Genomic DNA, 13,000 nt, shown 5'->3' with positions numbered 1-13,000 from the left:
GTTTAATCTTCCTTTCGCGTCAGGCCCGGTTCTTCCAGATCAAAGATAGCCATCCCCCGCGGGTAGGGCGTGGTAATTCCTTCCGCGTGCATGGCGGTGAGGATTTTCGCCTGCATGGCGCGCTGCACGTCCCATTGCTTGCCCGGTAGCGTCTTGACGGACACGCGGTAGGACATGTGGTCCACTTCCAGGCCAGACATGCCATTGACCGTGGGCGTGGCCAGGATGAAGTCCTTGATATCGGAGTCGCGGGCGGCCTCTTCTGCTGCGGTGGTGATGACGTCGACTGCTCGGGTGGGGTCGTTGCTCAGCGCGATGGGGACCTGGACGCGGGCTACGGAGTAGCGGTCGGAATGGTTGGCCACCTGCAGGATTTCGCCGTTGCGGACATACCATAGTGCGCCGTCGATATCGCGGACCGTGGTGATACGCAGGGAAATGGACTCGACATCGCCGAAGACCCCGTTACCGAGGTCGATGGTGTCGCCAATGCCGTACTGGTCCTCCATGAGCATGAAGATACCGGACAGGAAGTCCTTGACCAGCGCTTGCGCACCGAAACCTAGGGCGACGCCAACCACGCCAGCAGATGCTACAAGTGGGGCGACGTTGACGCCGAGCTCGTCCAAGATGGCCAGCACTGCCCAGACCCAGACAAAAATGGCGACCGCGGAGCGGCCGACGCCGGCAAGAGTCTGGATGCGGGAGGTACGCCGTGCCTCTTGCGTTTTCTCGAGCACCTTATCGGTCGTCCGGTGAGCTTTGCGAGGGGAGAGTGGCGAGCTGAGCTTACCCTTCTTGATGCTGTTATCGGCCAGCTTGGTGATGAGCCGGCGCAGCAGCCAGCTGCCGATGATGGCGACGATGAGGATGAGCGCGATGCCGATGGGTTTGTCGATGAGCCAGGACTGCATGTTTTCGGTTTGCCACCAGCGGGTGACCGTGTCGACAGCCCCGTCGGTTGGCTCGGCGGAGGCGCCTAAATATGCGGTAGGTCTGGTCACGAAGGTCCTTTCTGCTTTCGCTCATGACTGACGCCTACCGATAGTAGGGAAGGGAACTGAATATAAAAAGCTAGTCTTTCTCGCAACTGAACAGCTTGGTCTAGACTTGTGCGACATGACTGACAACCGCACTCTTGGCTTTTCCTCCCGTTCCATCCATGCCGGTTACCAGCCGGATCCCTACATGGGATCCATCAACGTACCGATCTATGCCTCCACCACGTACCAGCAGGATGGCCTCGCGCAGCTGCGCGGCGGCTACGAGTATGGTCGCGTGGCCAACCCCACCGTTCACTCCCTCGAGAAGACCCTCGCGGCGCTAGAGAACGCTGAATACGCTCGCTGTTTCGCCACGGGCATGGCGGCCGTAGATACCCTCATCCGCATCCTCGTGCGCCCGGGGGACCACGTGATTCTGGGCAACGATGCCTACGGCGGAATGTACCGTCTTCTGCACCATGACTACGGTGAGTGGGGTATCGAGCTGTCCATCGTCAACACCGCCGATACCGCGGCGGTGGAGGCGGCGCTGCAGGAGAACACCAAGCTGATTTGGTTGGAGACCCCGACCAACCCGGCGACAACAATCACGGATATCGCTGCGGTCACTAAGGCAGTCAAGGCGGCTGGCGACGCCCAGATCGTCGTCGACAACACCTTCGCCACGCCCTACTTGCAGAATCCTTTGGAGCTGGGCGCGGATCACGTCCTGCACTCCACCACGAAGTACCTGGGCGGCCACTCGGATGTGCTGGGTGGCGCGGTCGTGACCAACTCGGCAGAGATGGACGAGCGCCTGCTGTACTTCCAAGGCAACGTTGGTGCGGTGTCCTCGCCTTTCGACGCCTACCTCACCGCCCGCGGCATCAAGACCTTGGAGGTGCGCATGGATCGCCACTGTTCCAATGCACAGGCAGTGGCTGAATTTCTGGAGTCTCGCCCGGAGGTCAAGCAGGTGCTCTACCCGGGCCTGCCCTCGCACCCAGGCCACGAGCTGGCGAAAAAGCAGATGCGCGGCTTCGGCGGCATGATGTCCGTGCGCTTCCACAGCGAGGAGCATGCGCGCCAGATTTGCCTCAACACCAAGCTCATCTCGCTGGCGGAGTCCCTCGGCGGTGTGGAGTCTCTCATCGAGCATCCACAGAATATGACGCATATCTCCGCGGAAGGCTCCGAGCTCGTCCCGCCGGCAGATCTCGTGCGCATCTCCGTGGGCATCGAGTCCATTGATGACCTGCTCGCGGACCTCGAGCAGGCCCTCGAAGCCCTGGACTAAAACCGCCGCGTGATTAGAGGGAAGTGAGTAGGGAGCCGGCCGTGCGGTCGGTCTCCTGCAGCATGAGCGGATCGGTGCCCGGCATGGGGGAGATGGTGGTATCCGGCCACTGCGCATAGGTGGGGATACCGACGATGTGCAGGCGTGGATCCTCGGTGCCGCCCGGGTTGACCACGCGTCGGTCCCATGTCGTCTCCGGCGAGCCGGTGGCCCGCCCATGGTCGACGAAGGCGCGCACGCGCCCATTGAGAGATACCGCAAGTGGATCGCCTGCGCGGCGGACATCGGGGGAGTGCATCCAGGCGTCGATAAGCCAGGTGGAGGAAGCCTCACCGTGCGCGGTGCGCAGCGTGAACTTCTCACCGATCTCCAGCTGGGGGCGCTGGCCTAGGAAGGTGACGAGGCCGGCGTCGACAAGCGCGAGCAGCTGGCGGGTGCGGAAGAGCGGCGGGCCGGAGCCCACCATCTGCCCAAACGCCATGAACTCCTTGTAGGTGCTGGTGCGGGACTCCCACGTCATCCGGCCTTCCGAACCGGCGATGGAGGAGGGCTTGCGCGCGGCCGAGATGGCCCACAGTGCGGACTTCAGCGGGGAATCGGCGGCGGCGACTGCCTCGATGATGTCGCGCGCCAAGCCTTCGGCGATGTACTCGGTGATCTCGCCGCCGGTGAAACCGTCGAGCGGGTTCGCCCAATGCGCAAGATCCAAAGGCTGCGCGGAGGAGCCCTCGAGGGCTGCGGTGAGCTGATCCGCCATGCTTGCCAGGTCGTCGGCATCCACCGCGGTGGAATCGATCGTGGCGAGGATATCCTCGAGCGGGCGCTGCAGAGCATCCGGTGCCACCCGCGCCTGGTTTTCGTAGTACTCGGCGTAGGCATCGCGCAGGATGTGCGGCAGCAGCTGCGTGCCGAAGTCCAGCTCCACCTCCGGATCGAGCGCGGCGACTGCGGCACGGAAGCGGGTCAGCTCAGCCTTCGGCGGCAGCGCGTGGTACTCCGACTTCGGGATATAGGGGTAGCCGCGGCCGGAGGAGACGATGAAGTGCGGTTCCTCGCCGTTCGGCTCGTAGCGCAGCCCGGAGCGGGTGGAGGGGTCCTCGACGAACTCGCCGCCGCGGTCGATGGTGAGCAGCGCCATGACGTCAAAGAAGCCCATGCCCAAACCCCGGACCAGGACCTTCTCGCCCGCGGGAACTTCGGACACCGGCTGCTCGACGGGGTTGTCTGGCCGCACCCAGTGCAGGTCCGAGTGCGCAGCCTCCGCCAGGGCGCGTTCGGATTCGCTCAGGGCAGGCACTTGCCAGCCGTAGGCCAGGACGGTGGCGTCGGCGGTGATGGTGGTGCCGTCGGAAAGCGCAATGACATCGTGGCCCTCGGCCGCGTCGATGGACAACGCGCGGGCGCGGTGCTGGACGACGTCCACGCTCTCCGGCAGCTGCGCCAGCGCAATCTCAAAGACCCACTCCAGGTAGGCGCCGTAAAGCGCGCGGGAAGGGTTGGACTCGGGGCGGGTCTGCGCGAGCTCCTCGGCAAAAGAGGCGGCGAGCTCCTCGCGTGGCGGGTGGGAATCATAAAGCTCTAACTTGGCAGGTGCGATGTCGGGGCGCTCGCCGCGCAGAAGCTGAATCCACTCGTAGAGGATGGGGCCTTCAAGTACCGGCGCGGTGGTCGTGGAGCCGGGCTCGGTAAATAGCGTGACCGCGCCAGCCAACGTGTTCATGCACAGCGTGCAGGTCTGTTCGGTGTCCCAAATGCGGCCAGCGCCGAGCGGGGCATCGTCGATGATGTGGAGCCTCAGGGGTGACTGAAGGGGGGTCGCGCGCAGGTGGGCTGCAAGGCGCTCGACCAGCGAGATACCACGCGGGCCGGCCCCGACGATGGCGATGGCGGGCATATAAATCAACCTCAAACTTTTAGACTGTGCTGTCTAGTGGAATAATACCGCTCAGTATGTGTTGTGTTAAATCCAGAGACGCACTGCACACCGACTATCGACTTTCTGAAAGCATGACCGTGAAAACCTTACGCGCACTCGCCGCCACCTTGGCAGCAGCCCTTGCCCTAGCGGGCTGCTCTGCTGCGGACCGGCCGGAAGGTGAGGACAACGTCCTTACCTACCTCGAGCCGCAGTTCTTCCGCACGCTCTACCCGCCGGCAGCCGGCTTTTATCCCAACGGCGGCGTGGTCAACCAGCTGACCGATCGCCTCCTGTATCAAGACCCCGAGACCCTCGAGCTCTCGCCGTGGATCGCCACGGAGATGCCCGAGGTCAACGCGGATGCCACGGAGTACACGTTTACTATCCGCACCGACGTCACCTACTCCGATGGCTCTCCTTTGACCGCCGAGAACGTCGTGGCCAACTTCGATCTCTTCGGGCGTGGCGATAAATCCCGCACGCTGACCAGCTCCGAGCAGATTGCCAACTATGACCGCGGCGAGGTCGTGGACGAGGACACCGTGAAGTTCTACTTCACTCAGCCCTCCCCGGGTTTCCTCCAAGCCACCTCCGCCTATAACGCCGGCCTGCTCTCCGATTCCACGTTGGCTCTAGACAACGAGGGCTTCGGCCCCGGCAACGCGGTCAACGTCATTGGCTCCGGCCCCTTCGTGGTGGAATCGGAAGAAATCGGCACCGATCTTAAGCTCAAGGCCCGCGAGGACTATGACTGGGCCCCGCCGGCGGTCGAGCACCAGGGCCGCGCGGACATCGACGGCGTCCACTACATCCTCGCCGCCGAAGAGTCCGTGCGCACCGGCGCAATCCTTTCCGGTCAGGCCGATATCGCTCGCCAGATCTCCGCTCCGCAGGAGCCGTTGCTCAAGGAACAAGGCGTCGGCATCATCTCGCGCGGCACGAACTCCATGAACAACCAGTTCGCCTTCCGCTTCGACCATCCGTTGCTGAAAGACAAGCGCGTGCGCGAGGCCATCATTCACGGCGTGGACCGCGAGGAAATCCTCCGCGTGCTCTTCTCCGAGTCCTACCCGCTGGCCACCTCCTCGGTGGCCGAGACCGGCCTGGCGTATAAGGACCAGTCCGCCGCCTATACCTTTGACCCCGAGGAAGCCAAGCGCCTCCTTGACGAGGCCGGCTGGGAGCCCGGGCCGGACGGCATCCGCGTCAAGGACGGCCAGCGCCTCGTCCTGCGCACCAACACCGCCTTGCCGCAGCCGCGTTCCAAGGAAGTCATGACCATGGTGCAGGACCAGTTGGGTGAGCTGGGTATCGGCATCCAGGTCAACGCGGGTGATCAGGCCACGCAGAACGCCGATGCCAAGGACATCAACAAGGTGCAGATTTACCACTCGATGGTGGGCCGCGCCGACTACGACGTCATCACCTCGCTCTACGGCATCAACAACCGCGATGCCTTCCTCAACCAGGACGCGGAGGGCAATCCCATCGACGAGCACCTGCAGGAGCTTCTCGACGCCGTCCTCGACACCCCCGACAAGGACGGCCGCACCAAGGCCACGGAAGAGGTCCAGGACTACCTCACGGAGCAGGCCTATGTGCTCGCGCTCTTCGAGGAACCCGTGGTTTATGCCGTGCGACCGGGCATTTCGGGTTTTAGCCCGGAATCGGTGGCGCGCCCGTGGTTCTACGAGGTCAGCATCGACGCCGCGCCGCAGCGCGCAGCATCGAATGAGGAGGAGAAATAAATGACAACCCGCCAAATTCTCAGCCGCATTGGGCAGGCCCTCCTCGTGCTGCTCATTACCTACACCGTGGCCTTCCTGCTTCTGTCGGCGCTGCCGTCGGATGCCGTGCAGTCCCGCTTCGGCGACCCCGCTCTGGGCCTATCCCAGGCGGAGATTGACGCCATTCGGGAGGAGATGGGCGTCGACAAGCCGCTCTTCGTGCAGTATTTCACCTCCTTGGGTGGTTTCCTCACCGGGCACTTTGGTAACTCCACGCAGTCGGGCGCCCCGGTAGCCACGCTGATTGCCGACGCCCTTCCCCACACCCTCATCCTTGCCATCAGCGCCATCGGCTTGGCGCTCATCGTGGCTGTGCTCGTGGCCTTCCTCGCGACTCTGCCGGGACTCGGTGCCATCGGTTCTTTCTTCCGGGGGCTGCCTTCCTTCATGGTCTCTCTGCCGGGATTCTGGATTGCCATCCTGCTCATCCAGTTCTTCTCCTTCCAGCTGGGCTGGGTGCGGGTCATCGAACCCGGGTCCGTCGAAGGCCTCATCCTGCCCACCCTGACGCTGTCGGTGCCCATGGCCGCGCCGCTCATCCAGGTGCTGATCCGCTCCATCGATGAGACGCAGTCGCGGCCCTTCGTCCAAGCGGTACGTGCACGCGGTGCCTCGGAGTCCTGGATCTTCTGGCGCACCGTCTTGCGTAATTCGCTGCTGCCCACATTGACGATGGCAGGCCTGCTCTTCGGTGAGCTCGTCGGCGGTGCCGTGGTGACCGAGACCGTCTTCGGGCGCACCGGCTTGGGTTACATGGTGGCCCAAGCGGTGGCTAACCGCGATACCCCGGTGCTGCTGGCGGTGGTTCTCATCGCCGCTACCTCTTACATCATCATCAACCTCGTGGTGGACCTACTCTACCCGGTGCTGGATCCGCGCCTGCGCGCCAACGCTCCGGAGCGTGCAGCCCGTCGCAGCACAGATTCCGCCACTACCTCGGCCGCTACTTCGGAAAGGACGGTGCGCTCATGAGCTTGACGCACACCAAACCGCTGCGTTCTACACGGGCGCCGCGCCGCCACACCTCCAACCCGTGGCTCGCGCCGGGTTCCATCATCGCCATCGTGATCCTCGCGATTGCTTTTCTGGCCGCGCTCTTCCCAAGTCTGTTTACCTCGGCTGACCCCTATGCGGGCACCGATGTGGCCCTGTTGCCGCCGGGGGAGTCCGGCCACCTCATGGGCACGGATGCGGTGGGGCGCGACCTCTATGCGCGCATCGTCTACGGCGCCCGCCAGTCGCTCCTCGGCGCGCTCATCGCCGTGGCCGTCGGCCTGGTCGTCGGCACGCTGATCGGCCTTCTCGCCGGCTCCCTGCGAGGAGCGGTGGATACCGTCCTCATGCGCGTGGTTGACGTCCTGCTATCCATCCCGGGCATCCTGTTGTCGCTGTCCATCATCATCGTGCTGGGCTTTGGTTCCGTACAGGCGGCGGTGGCCGTCGGCGCGACGTCCGTGGCGACCTTCGCGCGACTAGCCCGCTCCCAGGTGATCTCCGTGGCCAGCTCGGACTACATCGAGGCCGCATACGGCGCCGGTGCGACCCACGCCACGGTGCTCTTCCGCCATATCCTTCCCAATTCACTCACGCCCGTCATCGCCCTGGCTACTCTGCAGTTCGGCACCGCGATCCTGCAGCTGTCCATCCTCGGATTCCTGGGTTACGGTGCCCCGCCGCCCACTCCGGAATGGGGCCTCATTATCGCCGAGGGCCGCGACTTCATGGCCACCGCCTGGTGGCTCATCATCCTGCCTGGCATCGCGCTGGTCGCCGTGGTGATGTCCGCCAACCGCCTGTCCCAGAACTTCCCCGTGGAGGCCTAACATGTCTGTTTCAAAGAATGCAGCGCAGCCCCTGCTGCACGTGCGGGACCTCACCGTGTCCTATTCCACCGCAGGTGGCGACGTTTCCGCCGTGCAAGGCATCAACCTCGAGGTGCACCCGGGGCAGATGACCGCCATCGTGGGCGAGTCCGGCTCCGGTAAGACCACCTCCGCCATGGCAGCCATTGGTTTGCTGCCCGCGAATGCCACCATCGACGCCGGAACCATCACCTTCGATGGTCGCGATATCACCTCGCTGCGCCGGCGCCAGTGGCGCGAGCTGCGCGGGCGGCGCATCGGGCTCATCCCGCAGGATCCGAATAACTCCCTCAACCCGGTGCAGACCATCGGCGCCTCGGTGGAGGAGGGGCTGCGCATTCACAAGGTGGGCAGCGCCGCCGAGCGTAAGGCTAAGGCACTGGAGCTGTTGGAGCGCGTCGGCATCGATGATCCTGAGCGCCGCTATCACCAGTACCCACACGAGCTGTCCGGCGGCATGAAGCAGCGCGTGCTCATTGCCGCTGCGGTGGCGCTGGAGCCCGACCTCATCATCGCCGATGAGCCTACCTCCGCGCTCGATGTCACCGTGCAGAAGATCATCCTTGATCTGCTTGATGACATGCGCGCTGAGCTCGGCATGGGCATCCTTTTTATTACCCACGACTTGGCGGTGGCCGGCGACCGCGCCGACCGCGTCGTGGTCATGGAATCCGGCCAGCTGCGCGAGGAAGGCCTGGCCGCCACGGTGCTGACGAACCCGCGGCACGACTACACCAAACGCCTGCTTGCCGACGCCCCCTCCCTCACCGTCGCCGACGCCGGCGCCGCGCCGGTTACTGAACGCACCGCGGGCGAACCCTTGGTGCGCGTGGACGGCCTGACCCAGCGCTTCGCTGATTTCACCGCGGTCGATGACATCTCCTTCACCGTGGCTAAGGGCTCGACCCACGCCATCGTGGGCGAGTCCGGCTCCGGCAAGACCACGACGGGGCGCAGCATCGCGATGTTCAACACTCCGACATCGGGCAGCATCACCGTGGGCGGGCGCGACATCGTGGGCCTGCGCGGCAAGGCCTTGCGCGAAGAGCGCAACAACATCCAGCTGGTTTACCAGAACCCCTACGGCTCCCTAGACCCCAAGCAGTCCATCGGCCAGACGGTGGCGGAGCCGCTGCGGAACTTGAAGGGGGCGCGCGCCAGCTCGGCCAAGGAAAAGGCCAAGGAGTTCTTGGACCTGGTAGCTCTCAACCCGGACTATTACGACCGCCGTCCGCGCGAGCTCTCCGGCGGCCAGCGCCAGCGCGTGGCCATCGCGCGCGCCATGATTGTGGAGCCGGAGCTGGTCATCCTCGACGAGGCCGTTTCCGCCCTCGACGTCACCGTGCAGGCCCAGATCCTGCGACTGCTGGCCCGGCTGCAGGAGGAACTTGGTCTGACTTACATCTTCATCTCGCACGACCTCGCGGTGGTCAACCAGATTTCGGACACCGTGTCGGTGCTCTCGAAGGGGCAGCAGGTGGAATCCGGGCCCACGGCCGAGGTCTTTAGCAACCCACAGTCACCGTTTACCCAAAAACTCATCGAGGCCATCCCCGGCTCGCGTTACCGCGCCGGCGACCTCAACCTGGGTCTGTAGCCTGGGGCGAACACAAGAAAGGATTAATTCATGGCAGACATCATTAATCTGTTGGCGGGCGTTGAGGGGGACGTCGCCAAGCTGCGCGAGCGCCGCCCCGAGGCCAAGGAGAACGCACAGGCCTCCTTCGCCGCGCTCCTCGAGCCTGCAGAGCCCGGTACGTTCAGCTATGCGGAGCGCTACGCCATCGCTACCTTCGTTGCGGGCATTTATCAGGCTCCGCGGGCGGTGGAGTTCTATTCTGACCTGCTGGCGGAGGAGTCGGAGGAACTCGCCGCAGAAATCGCCCGCGCGGTGGAGCGCGGCATCACCACCGGCCCATACTCCGATGGCGGCTTCACGCTTTTCGACGGTTCTGCGCGCCTCGCCGCCGCCCTCGACTTCGCCCACCTGCTGGCCTTCCACCCCAAGGACGCCTCCCCGGCCGCGATTGGCCACCTGCAGGCAGCCGGCTGGTCCAACGACGACATCGTGACGCTGGGACAGCTCGTGAGCTTCCTGTCCTTCCAGCTGCGCGTGGCCCACGGCTTGTCCGTTCTGGCCGGTGCCGCTCAGCCCGCACCCGTGACTGCGGCGCCGCGTCCTACCCAGACCCCGGATTGGGTGCCGGGGGAGGGGACGCTGGTGCCGGACGTCGTCAAGCCGCAGGGTTTTGTGGCGCACTCGCTGGGCTGGAAGCCGTGGGTGCCGCCGCAGCCAAAGGAGGAGTTCACGGACGCGCAACGTGACGCGCTGATTAAGCCCGAGCGCATCGACATGGAGTACTTCCGCCTGCTAGCCCGTGACCCGGCTGCGCTCAAGGCGCGTACGCTGACGGACCTGGACATCTTCTACAACACCGACGGCGGCGTCGGCCGCGCCGAGCGTGAGCTGGCCGCCACGGTGGTCTCACGCCTCAACGGCTGTGAGTACTGCGCGTCGGTGCACCAGCAGCGCGCGAAGGAGGAGGGCGGTGACGCCGCGGCGATTGACCGCCTGCTCGAGGAGGGCGTAGATGCTGACCTGGGCTCGGAGCAGTGGTCCGCCATCCGCGATGCCGCCCTGGCCCTGACTGAGTCTCCCTTTGCCTTCGACGCCTCCCACGTATCTGGCCTCCGCGAAGCCGGTTTCGATACGCTGGCCATCATCGATGTCATCAACTCCACCGCGTTCTTCAACTGGGCCAACCGCCTGATGCTGACGCTGGGGGAGCCGGATGTGCCGAAGCGTTTCCGCTAACTGAAGGAGGAACAAACATGCTGAAGACTGCCGTTGTCACCGGAGCAACCGGTGGGATGGGCGTGGAGATTATCAAGGACCTTGCCCGGGACCACCGCGTGTATGCCCTGGGGCGGCGCGCCGGGGAGCTGCCGGAGGCGGAGAATATCGTGCCGGTGGAAATCGATTTGCTGTCGCTTCTCGACGGTGCCGCGCTTCCCACCGAGCTCTCTGACCTGGAGCGCGTGGACGTGCTTGTGCACGCCGCAGCCCGGGCGGATAAGCGCTCGGTGGAGAGCGCTCGGCCGGAGGATTGGCACGCCCAGATGGACCTCAACGTGCATGTTCCAGCCGAGCTGACCCGCCTTCTGCTGCCTGCGCTGCGCGCGGCGGAAGGGCTTGCGGTGTTCATCAACTCCGGTGCGGGCATCCACTCCTATGGTGACAACGTCATTTACGCCGCCACGAAGCACGCGCTCTACGCGCTTGCCGACGGCCTGCGCCTCGGCGAGCTCGGCATCCGCGTGTCCACCGTCGCGCCGGGCCCGACGGATACCCCGATGCTGCAGGGCCTGCAGGACTACAACCCAGAGCACGTTATCGCCCCGGTCGAGGTAGCGAAGGCGATCCGTGCCACCGTCGATGCTGGCCCGACGACGCAGCTCACCGAGATTCGCGTGCGCCCGCGCATTGAGCTGAATCAGCGCAAGTAGGAGCCGCGTTTTCTCTCAAGATGCGAAAAACGCAGCGCACGGTACAGTTATGAGGCGTGTCCACCTCTCAACGTCGCCGCCCCGCCTATTTGGTGATCGCGGATTCGCTGCGGAGCAAGATTGAATCCGGCGAACTGAAACCGGGTGACCGCTTTCCTACCGAGCGGGAATTAGTCCAGGAATACAAGGTGGCGCGCATGACGGTGCGCCACGCGCTGGACATCGTCCAGATCGAGGGTCTCATTGATCGCAAGCGCGGGCGCACCGGTGGCACCTTCGTGCGTGCCACCCCGCCGACGCTGAGCCTGACGAGCGGTCGCAGCGCCCTCGACCAGCTGCGTGAGCATGGCCTCGATGTTGAGGTGCGGGTGTTGTCGCTGATGCTGATTGAAGCGCCTGGGCACCTCGCTTCCACCTTCGGGATTGAGGAAGGTGATTCCGTGTGGGAATGCCGCGCGGTGCAGTTGACTGAGGACTCGCCCATCATGGCCTCCACGCTCTTTATCCCGCAAGTCTTGGCCCCAGACCTCACGGAAGAGGACGTCCAAAAGCCGCTGACCGTGCTGTTGACGGAGCTTGACCTAGCACCCGTATTTAAGCGCGATTCCCTCGTGGCCGCCACCGCTCGCACGGAGGAACAGAAGGCCCTTGGCGTCGGACGCAACCAACCGGTCTTGCGTATTACACGAACCGTCAAGGCGGAGGGCGGCGTCGTGGCCGCCCAGTTGGAAGAGACCCTGCGCCCCGATGCGGTCACGGTGGAGGTCGTCCTTGGCGAGGATCCCACGCCGGCACTCGACTAGCCTTGCGGCACGTCCCGCGCCCTCTGCGCTTCATTTCCTGAGGGGAGCTTTTGGAGCTAGGATGTGCCCACTCTTATCGGGCCTGGCTCGCGGCAGGCGGATCACCAGAAGCATGACTCGCTGTCGAGAGGCTTACTTCCATGTCTTTGTCAATTAAGCCAAGCACTGCAGTCTCATCAAAAAAGCTACCTCAACAAGAGAGTTCCAGTAAACTAGGGAAAAGTTAAACAGGACTTCTTCACACTCTATTCTCTACTCAAGGGCCACCATGAAAGTTCTTTCGCGTAAATTTGTTGCCGTTATCTCCGCGAGCATTCTTATTAACAGTTTGCCGGGAATTGCCGCAGCTCAATCCTTGTCGGATGTCGATGATGTAGTGTCGCCTCAAACTATCGACGGGCCATTTGCGCAATGGGGGATTCCAACGCCTCCGGGAGCCGAAGGGTATGAGGTGAATCAAGCTACTGCGGAAGAACTTGATCCGCAAGGGCTAGAGGAATGGCAACCAACTATCAATCCCAACAGTGAAGTTATTCCTGGGCATATGCGCTCTGACCGTGAAGAGGTCATTGCCGGTGTGAATAAAGCAGAAGCTGATAAGGCAGAGGTTCGGGAAGCACAGCTTGCGGCGCCAGATGCTCGTACGATGGATGCGGGGTCGGGATGTGCGGTGTACTGGCCGATGAGCTTTGAAGTATGCGGTTTGATCAGGGAGAAATACGAGAGTATTGGAGGGCCGACTAGCTTTCTGCTTCTGCCAAAGTCAAACGAACTGACCAACCCTGACGGGGTGGGCAAGCGTTCCGAATTCGTCAATGGGTATATTTATTGGCACCCCAACAT

General features: G+C 63.8%; 11 protein-coding genes. 9 read left to right on the top strand and 2 right to left on the bottom strand.

All coding sequences use genetic code 11. The annotated features are described in order from the left end of the window. Positions 1–2 precede the first annotated feature (2 nt). A complete protein-coding gene (locus RDN59_RS03180) occupies positions 3–1,004 on the bottom strand; it encodes a mechanosensitive ion channel family protein (RefSeq protein ID WP_308606567.1) in 1,002 nt (333 codons plus the stop codon). Positions 1,005–1,119: 115 nt separating this feature from the next. On the opposite strand from RDN59_RS03180, the gene RDN59_RS03175 reads away from it, so the two are divergent. Next, positions 1,120–2,280, top strand: a complete 1,161-nt coding sequence (locus tag RDN59_RS03175; RefSeq protein WP_308606566.1) for a cystathionine gamma-synthase — start codon at positions 1,120–1,122, stop codon at positions 2,278–2,280. Between the two features lie 13 nt (positions 2,281–2,293). Here RDN59_RS03175 and RDN59_RS03170 read toward each other — a convergent pair whose 3' ends face one another. Further along, positions 2,294–4,174, bottom strand: a complete 1,881-nt coding sequence (locus tag RDN59_RS03170) for an FAD/NAD(P)-binding protein (protein ID WP_308606565.1) — start codon at positions 4,172–4,174, stop codon at positions 2,294–2,296. 113 nt (positions 4,175–4,287) lie between these two features. On the opposite strand from RDN59_RS03170, the gene RDN59_RS03165 reads away from it, so the two are divergent. The 8 genes from RDN59_RS03165 to RDN59_RS03130 form a co-directional block, all read left to right on the top strand. Then, on the top strand, positions 4,288–5,946 hold the full coding sequence (locus RDN59_RS03165; protein ID WP_308606564.1) for a TIGR04028 family ABC transporter substrate-binding protein: 1,659 nt from the start codon (positions 4,288–4,290) through the stop codon (positions 5,944–5,946). After that, positions 5,947–6,957, top strand: a complete 1,011-nt coding sequence (locus RDN59_RS03160) for an ABC transporter permease (RefSeq protein ID WP_308606563.1) — start codon at positions 5,947–5,949, stop codon at positions 6,955–6,957. It abuts the gene before it with no gap. After that, entirely contained in the window at positions 6,954–7,808 is an 855-nt protein-coding gene (locus RDN59_RS03155) for an ABC transporter permease (protein WP_308606562.1), read from the top strand. Before RDN59_RS03160 ends, RDN59_RS03155 begins: the two co-directional genes overlap by 4 nt. Before the next feature lies 1 nt (position 7,809). Next, the gene (locus RDN59_RS03150; protein ID WP_308606561.1) at positions 7,810–9,444 is read left to right on the top strand and encodes an ABC transporter ATP-binding protein; all 1,635 of its coding nucleotides are present in this window, start codon (positions 7,810–7,812) and stop codon (positions 9,442–9,444) included. Positions 9,445–9,474: 30 nt separating this feature from the next. After that, a complete protein-coding gene (locus tag RDN59_RS03145; RefSeq protein WP_308606560.1) occupies positions 9,475–10,662 on the top strand; it encodes an alkylhydroperoxidase domain protein in 1,188 nt (395 codons plus the stop codon). A gap of 17 nt (positions 10,663–10,679) precedes the next feature. Further along, positions 10,680–11,354 (top strand): SDR family oxidoreductase, encoded by a 675-nt coding sequence (locus RDN59_RS03140; RefSeq protein WP_308606559.1) that lies wholly within the window; start codon positions 10,680–10,682, stop codon positions 11,352–11,354. Positions 11,355–11,410: 56 nt separating this feature from the next. Then, the gene (locus tag RDN59_RS03135; protein WP_308606558.1) at positions 11,411–12,157 is read left to right on the top strand and encodes a GntR family transcriptional regulator; all 747 of its coding nucleotides are present in this window, start codon (positions 11,411–11,413) and stop codon (positions 12,155–12,157) included. Between the two features lie 268 nt (positions 12,158–12,425). After that, on the top strand, positions 12,426–13,000 hold a 575-nt coding region (locus RDN59_RS03130; RefSeq protein ID WP_374044575.1), incomplete at its 3' end, for an LGFP repeat-containing protein.

Source organism: uncultured Corynebacterium sp. (assembly GCF_902489365.1).
Lineage (GTDB): Bacteria > Actinomycetota > Actinomycetes > Mycobacteriales > Mycobacteriaceae > Corynebacterium.
The sequence above is the reverse complement of the archived record's forward strand: the minus strand, read 5'-3'. Positions and strand labels throughout refer to the sequence as shown.

Excerpts from the sequence above, each read along its gene's own strand:
- RDN59_RS03175 (WP_308606566.1), top strand. The coding sequence starts at position 1,120 with ATGACTGACAACCGCACTCTTGGCTTTTCCTCCCGTTCCATCCATGCC.
- RDN59_RS03170 (WP_308606565.1), bottom strand. The coding sequence starts at position 4,174 with ATGCCCGCCATCGCCATCGTCGGGGCCGGCCCGCGTGGTATCTCGCTG.
- RDN59_RS03165 (WP_308606564.1), top strand. The coding sequence starts at position 4,288 with ATGACCGTGAAAACCTTACGCGCACTCGCCGCCACCTTGGCAGCAGCC.
- RDN59_RS03160 (WP_308606563.1), top strand. The coding sequence starts at position 5,947 with ATGACAACCCGCCAAATTCTCAGCCGCATTGGGCAGGCCCTCCTCGTG.
- RDN59_RS03155 (WP_308606562.1), top strand. The coding sequence starts at position 6,954 with ATGAGCTTGACGCACACCAAACCGCTGCGTTCTACACGGGCGCCGCGC.
- RDN59_RS03150 (WP_308606561.1), top strand. The coding sequence starts at position 7,810 with ATGTCTGTTTCAAAGAATGCAGCGCAGCCCCTGCTGCACGTGCGGGAC.
- RDN59_RS03145 (WP_308606560.1), top strand. The coding sequence starts at position 9,475 with ATGGCAGACATCATTAATCTGTTGGCGGGCGTTGAGGGGGACGTCGCC.
- RDN59_RS03140 (WP_308606559.1), top strand. The coding sequence starts at position 10,680 with ATGCTGAAGACTGCCGTTGTCACCGGAGCAACCGGTGGGATGGGCGTG.